Here is an 18,443-nt window from a genome sequence, read left to right as displayed (position 1 = left end):
AGTATTTCAATTTTTTCATGTTTTGTGGTCGACCAAGAACAGCATTCCCTCGAAATGACCTGACGGGCCACACGTCGCGCTCACCGGCTGTCTTGGATCAGGAAATAGCCTTGTGATCGGTCGCGGCGGCGAGCTGTTCGGGTGAAGCGTTCGAGTTCATCAGTTCGCGCATATTGCACGCGTCCACGTCCCAGAATTCCGCCGCCGTGATTTCAACCGAGAGCAGCGCAATGCGCGGATCCTCAGGGCCTTCGGGGAACCATCGCTGGGCCTGCCCCGTCCAAAGCTCGCGAATTTTGGCCTCGTCCCTGAGCGTACGCGCGACACCCGAAACCGAGATGAAAACCTGGTTCGCGGGGTCGCTGTAAGTGACAACCACCTGATGGTCCTTGCGAATTTCCTCGATCTTCGGCGAGTCGCGAGCCGTGAAAAACCACAGACAGCCATCCTCCGCACGCTGCGTTGCCATGGGCCTCGCCCGCAGATGGCCGCTTTCGTCGGCTGTGGTGAGCATGCCGACCTCAATGGCGTCTATCATCGCGACGAGCTTTGCGAACCCCTGCTGATGCGTATCCACCTGGATCTCCTTCCGCTTCCAACCGCGAGACGGAGACGCTCATTCGCGCCCCGCTTGCTCGCGCCTTTTGGAATTCAACAAGATGACGGTGCGCCCGTTCCGGCTCGCCACGCTCGATGTGCCGTGGCCTAAGCTGTGCATCGCTGCGTCTACGGCCTATGCGGCATGCCTGGCGAAAGATAAAAGTTTCATAAAATACGTGTCGCGTTTTTCGTGTGAGTGGCCAGATCGATGGATGACAAGGCGTTTCATAATCTCTGGGAGCGAGTGCTCCTTTCCACGCTGTACGCGCTTGGCATCTTGGGGCTTGTCGGCTTTTCGGTGTGGCTGGCGTGGAGTTCGTTAACCGGCAAAAAGAGCCCGACGCCCGAAACGGTGCAATCCTATGCGGCCACATCCGGCGGCGCGCTCCTCGATCGCGATGCCGTTAAGGAAAACTTCCGCCGCCTCCTCTTCTCGGGCACGAAGCCGTGCGCGGTCAGAGAGAAAAAAGTCTCCGACATTTCGGGATGCAGCGTGTTCGGCATCAAGCTCGGCGACAGTTTTGAAGCCGTGAAGCGCACGATCGACGGATCGGGCTTCTTCAAGGAGCCGGCTACGCTCCATGAAACCTGCCGTAACGGACGAAAACAATGCCAGCAACGGCTTCATCTAAACAACGGCAGCTTTACCCTCAGCGTCGAATTCGAACCGCAGGATGTGAACCCCGAAGACTATATGACGGCGTCCAAGATCACAGCGATCCTGTCGCCCAAAGACAACCCCTATGCCACCGCGCAGAGCCTCAGGCCGGCCTTTTTGACTTTATTCGGCAAGCCCGACAGATCTTCGCACGGTACCGACTACTGGGGTGAAGCCTCCTCGGAGACGATCCAGCTCTACGCTTACCGCGAGGATCTCTGGATCATTTTCCAGAAGCCCGGAAAGAGCGGATAAGCGTCGGGTAGCGGCCCACGGAAGAACGCGCGCGCCTTTGGGAGTGCGTTCAAGCGATGGAGGGGAACCGCTATTAAGGCCCGCGCGCCTTCACGCCTTGCTCAGCCTCGCAATCGGTCGAGCGCGATGTCCAGCAAGGCGGGGTCGCCAACAGCAATGCACCGCCCGGCTGCCTGCGGTTCGCCGCCGTCCCAGGTTTTCACCGCACCGCCCGCCTTCTCAACGATAGGGATCAGCGCAACGATATCGAACGGCTTCAGGCACGCTTCCGCCACGATGTCGATCTGGCCGAGGGCCAGCATGCCGTAGGCGTAGCAGTCTCCGCCGAAGCGGCGCATGCGCACGGAACCGGCAAGCCGATCGAATTGCGTCGCATCCTCGCCCTCGAACATGTCCGGCGTCGTTGCCGTCAGCAACGCGTCGCCGAGATTCGCGCACGTCCTCGTCTTGCAGCGCCTGAGCCCATTCGGTCCGCGATACCAGGCGGCATGCTCATCGCTCCAGAAACGCTCGCCGATGAAAGGCTGATCCATGACGCCGAGGATGGGCTTGCCCTTGTAAAGAACGCCGATCAGCGTGCCCCAGATCGGCAGACCGATGATATAGGAGCGCGTGCCGTCGATGGGATCGAGGCTCCAGACATAATCCGCGCCTTCGTTCACGGGAGCGAACTCTTCCCCGGCGATGCCATGATCCGGGAAATCACGCAGCAGAATGGCGCGCATCGCCTCTTCCGCGCCCTTGTCGGCGACAGTCACGGGATCGAAGGACGTGCCGCCCTTATGATCGGCGTTTGTTCCCTTGCGGAAGTGCGACAAAGTGACGCTACTCGCGGCATTGGCGAGCTTGTGCGCTGTTTCAAGCAGCGAATCAAAGGCAATCGGCACGTCGGACACTCCCCGTTTTGTCGACATACTGCGTGAAATCGTATGCAACTTGGCAGATGTTTCGCACAGGCTTATTTGGCGGACGATTTGTTGCGGAAACGAGCAACGCGGTGCACATCACAACTGTCTCTTGTATTTTGTGCGCTGCAATGCGATATTACTGCGGTGCGATATGCGTTCATTACGCGTGTCGCTGCCCTCCTTGGGCGTTTCCTCCCTAGACTTGGGGCCGTTCAATCATTTTGGATGGCCTCTTTTTTTGTCGGCCCGAGGCCGGGGTTCGCCAAAACCTGATAGGGCATCCAAGTCGAGGGCTTACGCTGCACACCATCCGTCACTCAGCGGCGACCTTATAGCCTCCGCTCCAGCGCGGCAACTCCTGCACCAGCGCGGACACGAGGTGCGACATGTCGCGCTGCAGGCCCTCGAAGGCGGGCGTCTTCTCGAAGGTTTCCTCATTCATGTAGATGCTGCGGTCGACCTCGATCTGGAGCGCGTGAACGCCCTGTTGCGGCTTGCCGAAATGCTCGGTGATGTAGCCGCCGGCATACGGCTTGTTGAGGCCGACGCGATAGCCCAGTCCCTTCAGAAGCGCCATGACGAGGCGCGTGATTTCCGGCGCGCAGGATGCGCCGAAGCGATCCCCGAGTACGAAATCCGGCCAGCCGCCGCGCTCCGCCTGCTGCGACGGCATCGAATGGCAGTCGAACAGAAAGGCCGCGCCGAAGCGCGCCCGCGATGCCTGCAACAAATCGCCGAGCGCTGCATGATAGGGCTTGTAGAGGTTTTCGATCCGCACGAGGGCCGTGTCGAGCGCCAGCGGTCCGGGATAAATCTCCTCCTTCTCGTTCACGATACGGGCGATGGTGCCGAGGCCGCCGATGGCGCGCAGAGACTGGCTGTTGACGAAATCGGGCAGCCGTCCGCTGAAAAGCAACGGATCGAGTTCATAAGGCTCTCGGTTTATGTCCACGTAGGCGCGCGGAAAGTGGGCATGCATCAGCACGGCGCCATGCGCTGGCACGGCGTTCAGAAGCTGTTCGACATACGCATCCTCGGACTTGCGAAGCGCCTGCGCGGAAAGCCGCGACGCAGCGAGGAAGACCGAGGGATAAACCCGTCCACTGTGAGGCGAATTGAAGACGATCGGGACGCGCTGGCTTTGCGCACCGAGGATTGTAAAAGGCGGATCGAGTTCCGCCGCGATACACAGGGCTTCGTCTTGCGGCATGAAACCGTTTGCGAGTGCCAGGGCCGGATCGGATTGCTTCGACAACTGTCTCAAAAACGCGGCCCGAACGCAATTGCGATCTGTCCATCTAGATGCAACTTCCGGGGGAGCCGCGCCTTTGCCGCGCAAGATGAGGAGAAACGCCGACAATGACCGCTTCATCGCGTTCCGCCCCGGCCCTCGTTCTTTTCCGGCGCGACTTGCGCCTTGCCGATCATCCTGCCCTCTCGGCTGCGGCCGATACGGGTGCGCCGGTCATCCCTGTCTACATTCTGGATAATGAGACGCCGGGCCGCTGGCGCCCTGGCGGTGCGAGCCGCTGGTGGCTTCATCAGTCGCTCAGGTCCCTTGCGTCGGATCTTGAAGCGCGCGGTTCGCGGCTGGTGCTACGGCGCGGGGATACCGAGCGCGCGCTGCTCGACCTGATCGAGGAAACCGGCGCGCGCTCCGTTTTTTTCACGCGTGGCTACGAGCCTTTTCAGCGTGCGATGGAAGGGCGACTGAAATCGTCGCTCGAAGCGCGCGGGGTTTCGTTGCGGCGTTTCGGCGGGCAGATCCTTGTCGAGCCGGAAAGCCTCGCGAATCTCTCGGGCGAGCCGTTTCGCTTGTTCACCCCATTCTTCCGCGCCCTGTCGCAGCGCGGCGCACCTTCAACGCCGCTGCTTCCGCCGGATACACTCGCCGCGCCAGAGCGCTGGCCCCGCTCCGATGTCCTGGAAAGCTGGTCCCTTGAACCGACGAAGCCAGACTGGGCAGGCGGCCTGCGCGCCGCGTGGGCGCCCGGCGAAACGGCGGCGCGGGATCGGCTCGCCCTTTTCATAGAAACTGCGCTGCCGTCCTATCCAGCACGGCGCGACCAACCCGGCACAGATGGTACATCGCGCCTGTCGCCCCATCTGGCGTTCGGCGAGATCGGGCCGCGCCAGATCTGGCACGCTGTGAAAGCGGCGGCGGAAGCGGACGGCGATGAGGCGGGAGCCGAGGCGTATCTGCGCGAAGTCGGCTGGCGGGAGTTTTCGTATCACCTGCTGTTCCACTTCCCGCATCTGCCCGACGAGCCGTTCCGCGCAGAGTTTGCCGCCTTCCCATGGCGTGACGACATCGATGCGCTTGAGGCGTGGCGGCGCGGGCGGACGGGATTTCCCATCGTGGACGCCGGAATGCGCCAACTCTGGCAGACCGGGTGGATGCACAACCGCGTGCGGATGGTCGTCGCCTCATTCCTCATCAAGCATCTGCTTCTGCCGTGGCAGACCGGCGAGGACTGGTTCTGGGATACGCTCGTCGACGCGGATCTCGCGAACAACGCCGCAAGCTGGCAGTGGGTGGCGGGGTCCGGCGCGGACGCCGCGCCCTATTTCCGCATCTTCAATCCCGTGCTTCAGGGCGAGAAATTCGACGCGCACGGCGAATACGTGCGCGCCTTCGTGCCCGAACTCGCCAGGCTTCCCGCCTCGCTTGTCCATAAACCATGGACGGCGAGCGCGACGGCGCTGCGTGAAGCCGGCGTCACTCTCGGCGAAACCTGGCCGCACCCCATCGTCGAGCACACGGCGGCGCGGGCAAGAGCGCTCGCCGCCTTCGCGTTCGTGAAGAAATAGCGAAAAGTGGGGGCTCGCAAATACGGAACATTGCCCGCTTCTCTTCCGTTTGCTGAATGACGTTCAGCTGGAAGGAGCACTGAAAATGCGGAATTTTCTTATCGGCGCGCTTGTCGTCGCGCTTGCCGCACTCGCAGCTTTCTACATCTACGACAAGAATACGATCAGCGTCGAGAAGCCGACGATCCCTGACGTTCGCGTCAACTAGCGCCGACTGCGCGCAAGTCTGCGTGAACCAGCGCCGGAAATTCCGGCGCGGGCCTTTTTCTCTCCGCCTGTGCGTCCCCATATCGAGCGCGACAGAAAGAGGTGCCCATGTTTTCGTTCAGCAAGAAGACCAAGATGCCGGACGCCGCGACCGCACTTCCCGGCCGCGACGCGCCGATTCCAACCACCGATACCAATATCGTGAACGGCGCCGCGCTGAAGCCGCCCTATCCCGAAGGCAGCGAAATCGCGATCTTCGGGCTGGGCTGCTTCTGGGGCGCGGAACGCCGCTTCTGGCAGATTCCCGGCGTCATCGTGACCGCCGTCGGTTACTCGGGCAGCTTCACGCCGAACCCGACCTATGAGGAGGTTTGCTCCGGCGGCACCGGCCACACCGAGGCGGTTCTCGTCGTGTTCGACCCGAAGAAGGTCAGCTATGGCGAGCTGCTGAAAGCTTTCTGGGAGGCTCATGATCCCACGCAAGGCATGAGGCAGGGCAACGATGTCGGCACGCAATACCGCTCGGCGATTTACACCACGAACGAGAAGCAGGCACGCGAAGCGCTCGCGTCGAAGGACGCATATCAAAAGGCGCTTTCCGCAAAAGGCCATGGCGCGATCACGACCGAAATCGCACCCGCTGGCGAGTTCTATTTCGCGGAGGGCTATCATCAGCAATATCTTGCGAAAAACCCCGGCGGTTATTGCGGCCTCGGCGGGACCGGCGTTTCCTGCCCTGTCGGCCTCGGTGAAAACGCGCCAGCCTGAAACCGCGCCGCCGGATGGCATGCTGCCTTGTGGATGCTCGATGACGGACTTATAACGCGCCCCGACCTAGTATAAATCTTGCTCGTCGCCCGAGAGGCGGAGCCGATCAGGTTGATCAAATCCGATCGCTTCCGTTGTACCGATCTGATTTCGATTCAATCGGATCGGACGGGTTCCAGGCGGGCATTCCTTTATCGGCCGTCGGCGCGACGCCTCAGCGCCCTCGATCCACGCGAGCAGACGCATGTCCTTGTGGACTTACCTTTTCATCGCGCTCGGCGGAGCCATCGGAAGCGTGGCGCGCGCCGCCGTCTCCGACGCCATGGTGCGCCTCACCGGACCGTTTTTTCCGTGGGGCACGATCCTCATCAACATCACCGGCTCTTTCATCATAGGACTCTTCGCGGCGCTCTCGGTGTCGGGCAGCCGATACGGTTTGCACGGCGACGCCCGCGCCTTCGTGATGATCGGCATCTGCGGCGGCTACACCACCTTTTCCTCGTTCAGCCTGCAAACCTTCGACCTGCTGCGCGATGGCAAGCCGTGGGCAGCCCTCGCGAATGTCGGCATCTCGGTGCTCATGTGCCTCGCGGCTGTAGCGCTCGGCTATGCGCTGGCTGCGGCGGTGGCGGCCGACACGCGGCCCTGATCGCTTACGCGCTTGTGATTTCCCTTTGCTCTTGGCGGCCGGTCTACCGATACGCATGTGACGGCCAGGCAGCTTAGCGAAGGAAAATCGGATGGCCATGGTTGTTATCAGGTCCGAAGACAGGGGCCGCACTCAGATCGATTGGCTCGACAGTCGCCACACCTTCTCGTTCGGCGAGTATTACGACCCGAAGCGCATGGGCTTTGGGCCCCTCCGGGTCATCAATGAGGATCGCGTCGCGCCTGGGGGCGGCTTCCCCACCCACGCCCATCGCGACATGGAAATCATCTCCTACGTGATCGAGGGAGAGCTTCAGCACAAGGACAGCATGGGAAACGGGTCGGTCATCCGCCCGGGCGATGTGCAGCACATGTCGGCGGGCACGGGCGTTCGTCACAGCGAGTTCAATGCATCGGATACGGAGCCAGTGCATTTCCTGCAAATCTGGGTCTTGCCTGAACGCGATGGTGCCACACCGGGCTACAACCAGAAGACATTTTCCGTGCCCGGGAAGTCCGGGCGGCTTCGGCTTGTTGTGTCGGGAGACGGTCGCGACGGTTCCATTGCGATCAACCGCGATGTGGATATCTACGCGACGATTCTCGAACCGGGCGAACCCGTCGAGCATCGGGTCGCAGATGGACGCGCGCGGTGGGTTCAAGTCGTTCGAGGTTCGGTGACGGCAAATGGCGAGCGCCTCGACGCGGGCGATGGCGCTGGCACCATTTCGGAAGAGGATATCTGCATCGAAGCTGTGGAAAAGGCGGAGGTGCTTCTCTTCGACATGAGAGTGTCCGTTTAGCAAGGTAAACCTTGCGTGGAACTGGGTGGAAAATGACCGCGCAGATCATCTTCACGCAAGGCGCGATCCGTTGACAAACCTGTGACGTGACAACGGCACGCCTTGACTTAAAGTTGCAATAATTGTTGCGTACACCATTGTTGGTCGCTTGGGCAGTCACCTTGGCGTAAGGTTGAGTTGGAGTCGGTAGTGATGAAACAGGACATGGACGAGTTGTTCCGTTCCTTGCTCGATGGGGTCGGCACTACGGTCGACACGAAAAACGGTGCTGTCGAGCAGTCGCGTCAACTGGTTACGGCGTTCAGCCGTATCGAGGATCACCACGTCAGGCAGGAGCTTCTGCTGCTTATCGAGCTGGTGTCCCGGATGCCGAAGGTATTGACCACGCGTCAGGATCGCTTTTCGCACACGGGGCTCGCCAACCTGCATTAGGTCGTCCTGCGGTTGGATCAGACGCTTTGACGCCGGGAACTGATAGGCCAATCACGGCTCAGTGCGTGCTGCGTCCTGGTTACGGCACGACGCCATAGCGCAAGCCGGACGCTCGCGTACGGCTTCCGCGGAAACTCTGCGCAAAAAATACAGGCGCGTGCCCTCACACTGAGGCCGCGCGCCCTGATCCATCATAAAGCCGGGAATTGCCGGTCATTTCCCGGCGAGCACGTCCTTGACGACGGCACTTGCCTTCGTCATGTCGAGTTGGCCCGCGTAATTCGCCTTCAGCGCAGCCATGACCTTGCCCATGTCCTTGACGCTCGTCGCGCCGATCGAGCCCACCAGTTCCTTCACCGCAGCCTTCAGCTCATCCTCGCCCATCTGCTTCGGCAGAAAGTCCGAAATGATCGCGATCTCGGCCTCTTCCTTCGCGGCCAGGTCGGGCCGGTCGCCCTTCCTGTAAAGCTCGACGGACTCGCGACGAGACTTGATCAGGCTTTGCAGCAGATTCAGCACCTCGTCCTCTCCGATGTGCTCATCGCCGCGACCGCGCGCCACGTCGATGTCCTTCTGCTTGATCGCAGCGTTCACCATGCGCAGCGTCGTCGTTTTCACCTCGTCTTTCGACCGCATGGCGTCTTTCAGAGTCTCGGAGATTTTTTGGCGAATCATGGCCGCATTCCTTTCCTTGATGAGAAGATTTAGCGCTTCGAGTGGCGCTCGACAACGCATGCCGGTGGCCTCTTCGTATTCCGACACGATACCGATCGGGCCGATCTTGCGGTGGAAACCGCATGCATGCGGTTGGCTTCCCTGTGAGAATCGTTTCGAGTAAGGCTGACCGAGGGTAAGGACTGCACCATGCGCGGAACTCCACGAAACAAAGTCCGCGCCGCCGTAGCGCTCGCGCTATCGATGTTCATCCTACCCTGCGCGGCGCAAACGGGGAGCGGAATCGACCCATGCGCGCGGATGGAAGTGCTCCCCGGCTCCAAGCTCTTCGCCGAAAACTGCACCTATTGTCACGGCCCGGACGGCAAGGGCGGCGGCATCCTCGCAAAGGAACTGAAGCTCACGCCGCCGGACCTGACGACGCTGGCGGAGCGTTCGAACGGCTCGTTTCCGACGGAATACGTTTTCAAACTTCTGAAAGGCGAAAGCGGCAAGTCGCATGGGGGCATGCCGAACTGGACATCGATCTTTTCCGACGAGTGCGGGCCGGCTTCGGCAAGCCGCGCGGTGACGGAACTTGGCATGTACGTCAAAGGCATTCAGGCGAAGTAGCCGCCAAACGGGTTCATGGTGCCACGGCGCGTTAAGCCATGCGAACATCACCTCGCGTCGGCATCGGATCTTGACGCAGACAAGCTGCTCGACAAAATCAATCTACGACGTTGGCTTCGTCCGGGCTGACGCCGCGCATTGCGTCAGGCCGGAAAGGCGGCAATTTTCGCCGCCTTCGCAGACTCGCGGTGGTCATCCATGCTTGCTGCCTCGGCAAGCTTTTCGATGTTCGGAACGAAAATGTCGCGGGTCGAACGAAGCTCGATCAGTCCTTCCTGCTTCAATTGGCTGACCTTACGGCTCACCGTTTCGAGCGTAAGGCCAAGGTAATCCGCCAGCTCGGAGCGCGTGATCGGAAGCTCGAACTCGGCGCTGTTTTCCTGAACATGCTGGCTCCCGGCATTGCGGGTCCGCCGCGCCGTGATGAGAAGCAGGCTCGCCACGCGCTCGTAAGAGGATTTGCGCCCGAGCATGAGCGTCCACTCGCGCGTGACGTCCAGTTCCCGCACCGTGAACTCGAACAGCCAGCGCTGCATGTCCGGATATTCGAGCAGCAGGCGGTTGAACGCCTGCCGCGGGAATGTGCAGATGTCGACATCGGTCGCGGCGGCTGCGGAAAACTTGTGCGTCTCCGCGAAGGTGTGGCCCAGAAATTCAGGCGCGTAGACGAGGCCGATCACGTGGCGCTCGCCTTCCGAGGTCGTCTTGATAAGCTTCACAACACCCGAATTGACGGCCGCGAAGGAGATGGCTTCGTCACCGTCTCGGAAGATGTATTGGTTCGCCGGAATGACGCGGCGACGGGCGATCGAACTCAGCCGTTCGAGTTGCTCCATCGATAGAGCCTGACAGATCCCACGATGCCGGATGAAGCACGCTTCGCAGCGGCTGGCGTTGAAGTGGGAGCGTTCCGCCACGGGGTTGGACATGCTTTTCAAGCGAGATGCCTTCCTTCACGTTACCGTTATCGTAGCGTGAGAACCCGTGTCTGTCCAATGCATGGCGATCACAAAAGCTGGTCGTCGCTCCGCTAGCCGTGCTTGAACTGCGGAGGCCGTTTCTCTGCGAAGGCCGCCATGCCCTCTTTCTGGTCCTCCGTCGCGAACAGCGCATGGAAGGCATGGCGCTCGAACCGCACGCCCTCGGAAAGGGTCGTCTCAAAAGCGCGATTGACCGCTTCCTTGGCCAGCATGACCGAGGGAAGCGAGAAGTTCGCGATCTTTTCGGCTGCTTTCAGCGCCTCCGCGACGAGATCGGCGGCGGGAACGACGCGCGCCACGAGCCCTGCGCGCTCGGCCTCGGCCGCGTTCATGAGCCGCCCCGTGAGGATGAGGTCCATCGCCTTCGCCTTGCCGACCGCGCGCGCAAGACGCTGCGTGCCGCCTGCCCCGGGGATCACGCCGAGGGTGATTTCCGGCTGGCCGAATTTCGCCGTGTCGGATGCGATGATGAAGTCGGCCATCATGGCGAGTTCGCACCCACCGCCGAGCGCAAAACCCGATACGGCCGCGATCACCGGCTTGCGAACGCGGGTGATGCGTTCCCAGGGCGCGATGAAATCGTGCAGGATGACGTCGCCGAAGGTCTTGTCCTTCATCTCCTTGATGTCCGCGCCCGCCGCGAACGCTTTCTCCGAGCCCGTGAGAACGATGGCCCCGATGTCGGCATCCGCCTCGACGGCGTCGAGCACCTGATTGAGTTCCGCGATGAGTTGCGCGTTGAGCGCGTTCAGCGCCTTGGGCCGGTTGAGCGTGATGAGGCCGACCCTGCCCTTTTTCTCGAACAGCACTGTTTCAAGAGAAGCGGTTTCGGAAGACGCGATATTGGAAGTCATCCGGTGTTTCCTTTCAGATTTTTGCCTGACAGCGCGGGCAGAAAAAGGTCGAGCGTCCCTGTTGGGCTTTTCTTACGATGTCGGAGCCGCAGCCATTATGACACGGCTCGCCGCCGCGCCCATAGACGTCGAACTTCTCCTGAAAATGGCCGCCGTCGCCGTCGGCGTGGCGGTAATCGCGGATCGAGGAACCACCCGCCAGGAGCGCGTCTCCGAGTACGGCCTTGATCGCCGCGCAGAGCCGAGCGGCGGCCGCCTTGCCTCGCCTGCCGACGCCGAGCGCCCCCGCCTCCGCATCGGGCGGCAGCCCCGCCCGAAACAGCGCCTCGCACACATAGATGTTGCCAAGCCCCGCGATGATGCGCTGGTCGAGGAGGAAGGCCTTCAGCGCCTGTGCCTTTCCCGCCGCGCGCGCAGCGAGATAGTCCGGCGTCAGCGCATCGGACAGCGGCTCGATCCCAAGCCCGCGAAAGAGGGGATGCGCCGCCATCTCGCCCGCGTCGAACAGTGTCATGTAACCGAAGCGGCGCGGGTCGTTGTAACGGATCACTTCACCGTTGCTCATCGCGAAAACGACGTGGTCGTGGCGCGCATCGGATGGATGCTCGTAGTAAAACGAGCCGGGCGTAACCCCTGCGCCGTCGAAATGGCGCTCAATGGTGAAGCGACCCGTCATGCCGAGATGCATTGCGAGGCAGAGGCCGCTGTCGGTTTCCGCCACGATGTACTTCGCCCGACGCGCGAGACGCGCTATGCGCTGCCCGCGCAGGCGCTCGGCGAAATGCGGCACGAAGGGAAAGCGAAGGTCGGCGCGGTTGAGCGTCACGGCGGAGAACGCGGCGCCCTCCATCGCAGGAGCGAGGCCGCGCCGGACGATCTCGACTTCGGGCAATTCGGGCATGGGCTTAGCGTTCCGTCGCGAAATAGATAAGCGCCGCTATCGGAAATGCAAAGCCTGTGGCGGCGCAAAGCGGCCAGCCCCCGCTCGCGAAAGCCCACGCCCCGGCAGCCGAACCGATCGCGCCGCCCGCAAAGAAGATCGCCATGTAAAGCCCGTTCAGGCGGCTGCGATAGGCTGCCGCCAGCGAGAAGATCGCGCGCTGTCCGAGGACAAGGTTGGCCGATACGCCGAAGTCGAGCAGGATGCCCGCAGCGACGAGAAGGCCGAGCGCGAGCGCCGAGCCCGGTTCCGCCGCGAAAGTCATCGGGAAGGCGAGCGCGGCGCATGCCATCGCCGCCGCTGTCGCCATCCGCGTCCGTCCCCGATCGGCGAGCCGGCCGGCGAGCGGAGCGGCCACGGCTCCGGCAACGCCTGCGAAGGCGAAAAGCGCAATGCCGCCTTGCGATAGCCCATAGAGCGGTCCGGCTAGAAGCAGCGGCGTCGCCGTCCAGAACAGGCTGAAGGCCGCGAACATCAGCGCGTGGTAGAAGGCGCGCCGCCTTAGAACGGGGGTCTCCGCGAAGAGCCGCGCGAGCGAAAGCAGCAGACCGCCATACGAAAGCCCCGACGCAGGCCGCCGCTCCGGCAACCAAACGCGCAACGCGACCGCGAGAGCAGTCATCGCGACCGCCGACGCGATGAAGATCACATGCCACGATGAGAGTTCGGTAACGAAGCTCGACACGGGCCGCGCAAGCATGATGCCCAAAAGTAGCCCGCTCATGACATTGCCGACCGTCTGCCCGCGCGTCGCATCCGGCGAGAGCTGTGCGGCGAGCGGCACGATGATCTGCGCGACGACCGAAAAGAGCCCCACGAGAAAGGCGGCCGCGAGGAACGGTCCCGGTGCGCCCGCTGCGGCGATGCCGAGAATCGCAAGCACGTCGAGCGCAATCACGCTCACGATCAGGCGGCGGTTTTCGACGAGATCGCCCAGCGGCACGATCAGCAACAACCCCAGCCCATAACCAACCTGCGTCATGGTCACGATGAGGCCGGTTGCCGTGGCGGGCAGGCCGAGTTCAGCGCCAATCGGCCCGGCGAGGGGTTGCGCATAGTAAATGTTGGCGACGAGGATGCCGCAGGCGAGCGCGAACAGCCGAACCATCCAGGGAGGCGCGGCGGCTTCGGAAACTGAGGCGGGGGCTTCGCTGGCGGTCACGGGTGCGACATTATCGCGTCGGCGCGTCGACCGCCAAGCAAATACGCGTTCGGAAGCAAGCGGCGCCCCAGAAGCGCGGGGATGCCGTGATAGCCGAAACACGCGGGCGTCTTTACGCATTCGGCTGCGCGTCAGATCGGCCGCACGACAGCTTCGGACGCGGCACGACGCCCGTCGATTTGCAGTGTCGACAGCTTGTGTGGACCAGTGCGATACCGATTGGACGCAGATTGATCTAGCCGCGGGCGGGCGAGACATCAGGGCGACGATGCGCGCCCCGCCGCCTCGCATGGCGGATATGACTGACCCGCATCAATCCAAAGATCACGAACAGCGTTGTGAGATAGACAGCGACCTGAAGCCACGACGGACGATCATCATAACCGACCAGGGTTTGCATCATCACGCCGAAAAGCGTGTTCGTCGACAGGAAGCCCGACGTATTCCAGGCTGTGTCCACCCAGATGGATACGATGTCGGCGTCCTGAAGAATCCTGACGCATTGCGAGGCCATGCCCGCCGCGAGAAGCGCAATCAAGACGCTCGTCACGGAGAAAAGGTAGCGCGGCGGAATACGGACGAGCCCTGCATAGGTCAAGCCGGTGAGCGCGATCCCTCCGCCGAGTCCCAGCATGCCGCCAGCGAGCATCATGGAGCCGCTTTCGCGCGACGCGATCGCATTGCCGTAGAGGAACAGCACCACTTCCGCGCCTTCGCGCAGCACCGCGACCGCAACCACGATGGCCAGCGCCATCAGCGACTTCGTACCCTCCGCCACGGCGGCGCCAGCGGCCGATAGCTCGGCGGCCATCTGTTTGCCGTGGCTCGCCATCCAGACGTTATGCCAGGTCAGCATCAACACCGCGAGCGCGAGCACGCCCGCGTTGAACACCTTCTGCCCTTCGCCGTCGAGCGCCTCCGACAGGCTGCCCGCGAAGATCGCAAGCAAAGCCGCACCGATCAGCCCAGCAGCGATGCCGCCCGCCACGAACCAGCCGCGCGACGGCACGCCCTTCGTCGCCGCCAGCACGATCCCGACGATCAGCCCGGCCTCGATGACTTCCCGGAAAACGATGATGGCGGCGGCAAGCATGCAAGGCTCCTGAACCGAACGCGCATGACCCTGCCGATCGCGCCCGATTTACAAGACACGATGTGCAGATCTCAAGCGAACCGGCGCAAAAATTGAAAAGGCGCGTAGTGCCATCGTGTAAAGCGCGACAGACGAAGGCGCAATATTTATCTCTTAAAATTAGAGTTGTTCTAATCAGAATATCGAGTGCCGAGGAATGCTTGCAATTCTCTCCGGGAAGTCGGGAAATCGAACCTGATCGACACCAAGCGGCGGCGGGATGCGCCGGATTCACTTGCGACACCGGGCCGTGGCGGATCGCCGCTCTGGCCCTTCGGGCTGGTACTCGCTCGCAAGCTTCCTAAATTAGAACGTTCGCTTTCCAACCCCGGTGATATAGTTGTCTGGCGGCTGCGATGCGGACAGGCGAGCCGTTATCCCTGCTCGGGAGGATCAAGGTCTATGTTCATCGAACTTCACGACACCAATGGCAATCTTACGCTGATTTGCGTGGAGGATATCCAGCGCGTGCGCAAGGGCGCCCATGGCGGCTCCGACATCTTTATGAACGAGTTGGATGGCTGGGTGCAAGTGGGCGAAAGCGTCGCTGCGGTTCGCGACCTGATCATCAAGGCCGGCGACATCGTGACGGCAGCGGCGAAGGTCGACAGCGGAAAACCGATCCGGCTCCAGCCGCTCGATAATCCCCGCGAAAAGGAATAATCGACATACGGGCCATCGGTACGGGCGGGACGCGCCCGGCAGCCGAAGCCGCTCCTCCTTCACCTGGTCGAGAGGGCGGCATGGCGTCGCCCTCTGTCAATGACCCGTCAGCCGTCAGCCGCGCCCGCCTCCACGACGTTTCGCGACGCGGCCCAGCCCTTCGTCGCCCGCCTTGAGCAACGCCACGAGCCTGCGCTTCTGCGCCTCGCTCAGCGATTGGTAAAGCGGCTCGGCCGCGTCCGCGAGCTTCTTCAGCGACCCACCGCGTTCCTCAAGCTGTTCGGCGCGCTCCTTGATCGCCTGAATGGCGTCTTCGGGCTTTTGCCGATCGCGCTTCGCCAGCCTCTGATCCATGCGCTTCTGCATGATGTCGCGCAAAGCCTGCTCGACCGGCGGCCAATTCTTCTCCTGATCGGGCGAGAGCTTGAGCCCCGCCTTCAGACCGGCGATGCGCGCATCCGCGAAAGCCTTCATGTCGTCCCGACCGAAGCGGAACTTCTTCTGCTCCGTCTGGCGCTGCTGCGGTTGTGCCTGAGTGCCTTGCGCGCCGTTATCCTCGACATCGGCCCGTTGCGCGTAGACGCACGACGGTCCCAGAAGCGCGAGCGCCATCACGCCCGCGACAATCGACTTGTTCATGGGGACTTCCTCCACTAGCGAAAACTCTGTTTTTGATAAGGTGGCGGTGGAGACTGTCGTCAAGTTAGTTCCTGATCGGAGCAATAACAGTACATTAAAACGCGCATATGGCGGCGTCATGCGACGCCTCATATTCAGAATGCGAATATTCCGAAATGCTAAGATACAATCAGGTTTCTCGGTTTGCCGTAATTTCGCCAATGCGATTGCCGATCAATCAAGGTGCACTCGTCGGGTTATCGCACAATTAATGCTGTTAAAACATATTTTGGCGAAAACTTTATAAGTTTACCATAGATTCACATCGTCATTCCTTAAACAATTCCTTTACCTTAGCCTCATCTTGAACTAGGCGGCAGCGAACCATTCGCTGACGCGTCCATTGCTTCAATATACGGGAAGTTCATGCCGAATAAGCCTGCCAAAGACCCAGCTTCGACCAAGATATCGCGTCGCTTGCCCCTGTCGCTGGTCAGCCGCAATCTTGTCGGCGCCTCCGCGGTTGCCCTCTGCGTGATCGCAGGTGCCGGGGCCAACCAATTACGGGCTGCTCCCGTCGTCGCGCCGCAAAGCGAGACGACGAGCCAACTGCCCAGCTTCACAACGCTTGCGGAACGTGTTTTGCCGTCCGTCGTGTCGGTGCGGGTGAAGGCCGATCCGCGTCTCGTCGCGTCGCAGGACGGCGGCGCGGGGGACGAGCGCTCGCCCGACGGCAACAAGGAAAATCCCTTCAGCGGCACGCCGCTAGAGCGCTTCTTCGCCGGGCCGAAAGGCCTCATGCCTCCAGATCCCAAGGGCAAGGACAAGAAGGGCGGATCGCCCGGCGCGCCCGTCCTCGGACAGGGATCCGGCTTCTTCATCTCGCAGGACGGATACATCGTCACCAACAACCACGTCGTGGAAGGTGCGATGAAAGTCGAGGTGCTTACGACCGACGGGCGAGCGCTGCCTGCCCGGATCATCGGCACCGATGCGGGGACCGACCTCGCGCTTCTGAAGGTGGACGGGCGCAATTTCCCGGCGGTCACGTTCAGCAAGGGTGAGGTCAAGGTCGGCGAATGGGTGATCGCGCTCGGCAACCCCTTCGGCCTCGACGGCACGGTCACGGCGGGCATCGTATCGGCGCGCGGCCGCGACATCGGCATGGGCGCCTACGACAACTTCATCCAGATCGATGCTTCGGTGAACCAGGGCAATTCCGGCGGCCCGACCTTCAATCAGTCGGGCGAGGTTATCGGCGTCAACACCGCCATCTTTTCGCCGTCAGGCGGTTCGGTCGGCATCGCTTTCGCCGTCCCCGCCAAGACGGTGGAAACCATCGTCGCCCAGCTGAAGGAGAAAGGCCGCGTGACGCGCGGCTGGCTCGGCGTCGAGGTGCAGCCCGTAACGCCGGAACTCGCCGACAGCCTGGGCCTTCGCGACGCTCAAGGGGCGCTCGTGACCTCGCTCATGCAGGGCAGCCCGGCCGACAAGGGCGGCCTGCTGCGCGGCGATGTCGTGCTCAAGATCAATGAAGGCGACGTGAAGGATAGCCGCGACCTCGCGCGCCGGATTGCGGTCATCCCGCCGCAGACCGCTGTCCGCCTCGCGATCTTCCGCAACGGCAGGCGCGAAGCCCTCGCCGTGAAGCTGACGGAACTCAAGGATGAATCCAAGCTGCCGGGCGGCAGGAGCGGCCCCGCGCTGCAGTCGGAAATCGGCGGTCTCGGCATCGCGGTCGCACCCATGGTGAGCGGCCCGGGCGGCGCGCCCGGCCTTGCCATCGTGGAGATCCGCCCGGACGGCAGGGCCGCCGATGTCGGCCTCGTGCAGGGCGACGTGATCCTCGCCGCGAACGGCTCGGATCTGTTCACGCCGGACGCGCTGGAGGCGGCGCTCCGCAATGCCCGAGCCATCGGCAAGCGCCACGCGCTGACGCTCGTCCAGCGCGGTGCGACGCAGGTCTTCGTTGCGCTGCCGACCGGCGCAAGCTGACGGGAAAAAGTTGAGGGGCGGGTCGGGGGCGGGTTCGCCCCCGATTTGCGTTTATGCAGGCGCGCACATCCGCTTGGAGAAGCGGCTCGAGTCTCGTACGATCACGGCTTGCGCCGCTTCGCGCGGCAACCTAAATCTGAGCCGTTATCGCCGTTCGAGGAAGTGGGAAGCTGTTTTCCGTCGAAATCGCGATACTGGAGGAAGTATCAAGCGCTTCATCGAACCGTTTCAGACGGAGCGCTCTGACCAACGGACCCGCGCCATGCCGAAGATCACCCCGACCGAAGCTCTCGTCTATGTCATGATCACGATGTCGGCAGCGGACCGGCAGATATCCGACCGGGAGCTGGATCGCATCGCGCAGATCGTGAAGCATCTGCCCGTCTTTCTCGGCTTTGACGAGAACACGCTCGCGAAAACCGCTGAGCGCTGCGGCGACATGCTGAGCGAGGACGAAGGTCTCGAACATCTGCTCGAACTCGTTCGCGATGCCCTGCCGAAGAAGCTTCACGAGACGGCCTATGCGCTGGCGGTGGAGGTTGCGGCGGCGGACCTCAAGGTGCCGGACGAGGAAATCCGCCTGCTCGAACTCATCCGCGACGCGCTGCACCTCGACAAGCTCGTGTGCGTGGCCATCGAGCGCGCCGCGCGCGCGCGCCATCAGACGCTTTGATACGCGGCCAAATCCCACAACCTGCTTTGCAAAGCGCCTGCGCGCCGTC

21 protein-coding genes are annotated in these 18,443 nt (G+C 62.3%); 11 read left to right on the top strand and 10 right to left on the bottom strand.

The features are described from left to right. Positions 1–97: 97 nt before the first annotated feature. Positions 98–577: a pyridoxamine 5'-phosphate oxidase family protein gene (locus tag EK416_RS09225; protein ID WP_127077202.1), complete on the bottom strand. Its 480-nt coding sequence runs from the start codon at positions 575–577 to the stop codon at positions 98–100. Between the two features lie 231 nt (positions 578–808). Between EK416_RS09225 and EK416_RS09220 the strand changes: the two genes are divergently transcribed. After that, the gene (locus EK416_RS09220) at positions 809–1,513 is read left to right on the top strand and encodes a hypothetical protein (protein ID WP_127077201.1); all 705 of its coding nucleotides are present in this window, start codon (positions 809–811) and stop codon (positions 1,511–1,513) included. Positions 1,514–1,614: 101 nt separating this feature from the next. Here EK416_RS09220 and hisN read toward each other — a convergent pair whose 3' ends face one another. Both hisN and EK416_RS09210 read right to left on the bottom strand, forming a co-directional pair. Further along, positions 1,615–2,400, bottom strand: coding sequence for a histidinol-phosphatase (gene hisN / locus EK416_RS09215; protein ID WP_127077200.1), 786 nt, complete (start codon positions 2,398–2,400; stop codon positions 1,615–1,617). 334 nt (positions 2,401–2,734) lie between these two features. After that, the gene (locus EK416_RS09210; protein WP_127077199.1) at positions 2,735–3,631 is read right to left on the bottom strand and encodes an N-formylglutamate amidohydrolase; all 897 of its coding nucleotides are present in this window, start codon (positions 3,629–3,631) and stop codon (positions 2,735–2,737) included. Between the two features lie 149 nt (positions 3,632–3,780). Here EK416_RS09210 and EK416_RS09205 point away from each other — a divergent pair, with 149 nt between their 5' ends. The 6 genes from EK416_RS09205 to EK416_RS09185 all read left to right on the top strand — a co-directional run bounded on the left by EK416_RS09205 (position 3,781) and on the right by EK416_RS09185 (position 8,090). After that, positions 3,781–5,232 carry a cryptochrome/photolyase family protein gene (locus EK416_RS09205; RefSeq protein WP_127077198.1) on the top strand — a complete coding sequence of 484 codons (1,452 nt, stop codon included), beginning with the start codon at positions 3,781–3,783 and terminating at the stop codon, positions 5,230–5,232. 85 nt (positions 5,233–5,317) lie between these two features. Continuing rightward, positions 5,318–5,440: a hypothetical protein gene (locus EK416_RS18110; RefSeq protein ID WP_281023878.1), complete on the top strand. Its 123-nt coding sequence runs from the start codon at positions 5,318–5,320 to the stop codon at positions 5,438–5,440. 107 nt (positions 5,441–5,547) lie between these two features. Next, entirely contained in the window at positions 5,548–6,207 is a 660-nt protein-coding gene (gene msrA, locus EK416_RS09200; protein WP_127077197.1) for a peptide-methionine (S)-S-oxide reductase MsrA, read from the top strand. Between the two features lie 244 nt (positions 6,208–6,451). Continuing rightward, on the top strand, positions 6,452–6,856 hold the full coding sequence (crcB, locus tag EK416_RS09195; RefSeq protein WP_127077196.1) for a fluoride efflux transporter CrcB: 405 nt from the start codon (positions 6,452–6,454) through the stop codon (positions 6,854–6,856). 91 nt (positions 6,857–6,947) lie between these two features. Further along, positions 6,948–7,658 (top strand): pirin family protein, encoded by a 711-nt coding sequence (locus EK416_RS09190; protein ID WP_127077195.1) that lies wholly within the window; start codon positions 6,948–6,950, stop codon positions 7,656–7,658. 192 nt (positions 7,659–7,850) lie between these two features. Then, positions 7,851–8,090 (top strand): hypothetical protein, encoded by a 240-nt coding sequence (locus EK416_RS09185; protein ID WP_164729943.1) that lies wholly within the window; start codon positions 7,851–7,853, stop codon positions 8,088–8,090. Between the two features lie 213 nt (positions 8,091–8,303). On the opposite strand, the gene EK416_RS09180 is transcribed toward EK416_RS09185, so the two are convergent. After that, on the bottom strand, positions 8,304–8,765 hold the full coding sequence (locus EK416_RS09180; RefSeq protein ID WP_127077194.1) for a GatB/YqeY domain-containing protein: 462 nt from the start codon (positions 8,763–8,765) through the stop codon (positions 8,304–8,306). A gap of 243 nt (positions 8,766–9,008) precedes the next feature. Here EK416_RS09180 and EK416_RS09175 point away from each other — a divergent pair, with 243 nt between their 5' ends. Continuing rightward, on the top strand, positions 9,009–9,377 hold the full coding sequence (locus tag EK416_RS09175) for a c-type cytochrome (protein WP_164729942.1): 369 nt from the start codon (positions 9,009–9,011) through the stop codon (positions 9,375–9,377). Positions 9,378–9,520: 143 nt separating this feature from the next. Here EK416_RS09175 and EK416_RS09170 read toward each other — a convergent pair whose 3' ends face one another. The 5 genes from EK416_RS09170 to EK416_RS09150 all read right to left on the bottom strand — a co-directional run bounded on the left by EK416_RS09170 (position 9,521) and on the right by EK416_RS09150 (position 14,406). After that, complete coding sequence (locus EK416_RS09170; RefSeq protein WP_245434007.1) at positions 9,521–10,306, bottom strand: Crp/Fnr family transcriptional regulator; 786 nt, start codon at positions 10,304–10,306, stop codon at positions 9,521–9,523. 101 nt (positions 10,307–10,407) lie between these two features. Continuing rightward, the gene (locus EK416_RS09165) at positions 10,408–11,211 is read right to left on the bottom strand and encodes an enoyl-CoA hydratase (RefSeq protein ID WP_127077191.1); all 804 of its coding nucleotides are present in this window, start codon (positions 11,209–11,211) and stop codon (positions 10,408–10,410) included. Positions 11,212–11,224: 13 nt separating this feature from the next. Further along, positions 11,225–12,112 carry a bifunctional DNA-formamidopyrimidine glycosylase/DNA-(apurinic or apyrimidinic site) lyase gene (gene mutM, locus EK416_RS09160; protein ID WP_127077190.1) on the bottom strand — a complete coding sequence of 296 codons (888 nt, stop codon included), beginning with the start codon at positions 12,110–12,112 and terminating at the stop codon, positions 11,225–11,227. 4 nt (positions 12,113–12,116) lie between these two features. Further along, a complete protein-coding gene (locus EK416_RS09155; RefSeq protein WP_127077246.1) occupies positions 12,117–13,259 on the bottom strand; it encodes an MFS transporter in 1,143 nt (380 codons plus the stop codon). Positions 13,260–13,548: 289 nt separating this feature from the next. Further along, entirely contained in the window at positions 13,549–14,406 is an 858-nt protein-coding gene (locus tag EK416_RS09150) for an FTR1 family iron permease (RefSeq protein WP_127077189.1), read from the bottom strand. A gap of 441 nt (positions 14,407–14,847) precedes the next feature. Here EK416_RS09150 and EK416_RS09145 point away from each other — a divergent pair, with 441 nt between their 5' ends. Beyond that, on the top strand, positions 14,848–15,108 hold the full coding sequence (locus tag EK416_RS09145) for a hypothetical protein (protein WP_127077188.1): 261 nt from the start codon (positions 14,848–14,850) through the stop codon (positions 15,106–15,108). Positions 15,109–15,222: 114 nt separating this feature from the next. Here EK416_RS09145 and EK416_RS09140 read toward each other — a convergent pair whose 3' ends face one another. Next, positions 15,223–15,747, bottom strand: a complete 525-nt coding sequence (locus EK416_RS09140) for a Spy/CpxP family protein refolding chaperone (RefSeq protein ID WP_164729941.1) — start codon at positions 15,745–15,747, stop codon at positions 15,223–15,225. Positions 15,748–16,152: 405 nt separating this feature from the next. On the opposite strand from EK416_RS09140, the gene EK416_RS09135 reads away from it, so the two are divergent. Together EK416_RS09135 and EK416_RS09130 are read left to right on the top strand one after the other, a co-directional pair. Beyond that, the gene (locus tag EK416_RS09135; protein ID WP_127077186.1) at positions 16,153–17,721 is read left to right on the top strand and encodes a trypsin-like peptidase domain-containing protein; all 1,569 of its coding nucleotides are present in this window, start codon (positions 16,153–16,155) and stop codon (positions 17,719–17,721) included. Between the two features lie 262 nt (positions 17,722–17,983). After that, positions 17,984–18,394, top strand: coding sequence for a tellurite resistance TerB family protein (locus tag EK416_RS09130; protein WP_127077185.1), 411 nt, complete (start codon positions 17,984–17,986; stop codon positions 18,392–18,394). The last annotated feature ends 49 nt before the right edge of the window (positions 18,395–18,443 follow it).

This window comes from Rhodomicrobium lacus, from assembly GCF_003992725.1.
GTDB lineage: Bacteria > Pseudomonadota > Alphaproteobacteria > Rhizobiales > Rhodomicrobiaceae > Rhodomicrobium > Rhodomicrobium lacus.
This window is presented reverse-complemented; position numbering and strand designations above follow the sequence as displayed.

What these genes read in the sequence shown, in the direction of transcription:
- EK416_RS09135 (WP_127077186.1), top strand. Translation starts at nt 16,153, where the DNA reads ATGCCGAATAAGCCTGCCAAAGACCCAGCTTCGACCAAGATATCGCGT.
- EK416_RS09150 (WP_127077189.1), bottom strand. Translation starts at nt 14,406, where the DNA reads ATGCTTGCCGCCGCCATCATCGTTTTCCGGGAAGTCATCGAGGCCGGG.
- EK416_RS09205 (WP_127077198.1), top strand. Translation starts at nt 3,781, where the DNA reads ATGACCGCTTCATCGCGTTCCGCCCCGGCCCTCGTTCTTTTCCGGCGC.
- crcB (WP_127077196.1), top strand. Translation starts at nt 6,452, where the DNA reads ATGTCCTTGTGGACTTACCTTTTCATCGCGCTCGGCGGAGCCATCGGA.
- EK416_RS18110 (WP_281023878.1), top strand. Translation starts at nt 5,318, where the DNA reads ATGCGGAATTTTCTTATCGGCGCGCTTGTCGTCGCGCTTGCCGCACTC.
- EK416_RS09185 (WP_164729943.1), top strand. Translation starts at nt 7,851, where the DNA reads ATGAAACAGGACATGGACGAGTTGTTCCGTTCCTTGCTCGATGGGGTC.
- EK416_RS09145 (WP_127077188.1), top strand. Translation starts at nt 14,848, where the DNA reads ATGTTCATCGAACTTCACGACACCAATGGCAATCTTACGCTGATTTGC.
- EK416_RS09155 (WP_127077246.1), bottom strand. Translation starts at nt 13,259, where the DNA reads ATGGTTCGGCTGTTCGCGCTCGCCTGCGGCATCCTCGTCGCCAACATT.
- EK416_RS09210 (WP_127077199.1), bottom strand. Translation starts at nt 3,631, where the DNA reads ATGCCGCAAGACGAAGCCCTGTGTATCGCGGCGGAACTCGATCCGCCT.
- msrA (WP_127077197.1), top strand. Translation starts at nt 5,548, where the DNA reads ATGTTTTCGTTCAGCAAGAAGACCAAGATGCCGGACGCCGCGACCGCA.
- EK416_RS09170 (WP_245434007.1), bottom strand. Translation starts at nt 10,306, where the DNA reads ATGTCCAACCCCGTGGCGGAACGCTCCCACTTCAACGCCAGCCGCTGC.
- EK416_RS09220 (WP_127077201.1), top strand. Translation starts at nt 809, where the DNA reads ATGGATGACAAGGCGTTTCATAATCTCTGGGAGCGAGTGCTCCTTTCC.
- EK416_RS09175 (WP_164729942.1), top strand. Translation starts at nt 9,009, where the DNA reads ATGTTCATCCTACCCTGCGCGGCGCAAACGGGGAGCGGAATCGACCCA.
- EK416_RS09140 (WP_164729941.1), bottom strand. Translation starts at nt 15,747, where the DNA reads ATGAACAAGTCGATTGTCGCGGGCGTGATGGCGCTCGCGCTTCTGGGA.
- EK416_RS09130 (WP_127077185.1), top strand. Translation starts at nt 17,984, where the DNA reads ATGCCGAAGATCACCCCGACCGAAGCTCTCGTCTATGTCATGATCACG.
- EK416_RS09180 (WP_127077194.1), bottom strand. Translation starts at nt 8,765, where the DNA reads ATGATTCGCCAAAAAATCTCCGAGACTCTGAAAGACGCCATGCGGTCG.
- EK416_RS09190 (WP_127077195.1), top strand. Translation starts at nt 6,948, where the DNA reads ATGGCCATGGTTGTTATCAGGTCCGAAGACAGGGGCCGCACTCAGATC.
- mutM (WP_127077190.1), bottom strand. Translation starts at nt 12,112, where the DNA reads ATGCCCGAATTGCCCGAAGTCGAGATCGTCCGGCGCGGCCTCGCTCCT.
- EK416_RS09165 (WP_127077191.1), bottom strand. Translation starts at nt 11,211, where the DNA reads ATGACTTCCAATATCGCGTCTTCCGAAACCGCTTCTCTTGAAACAGTG.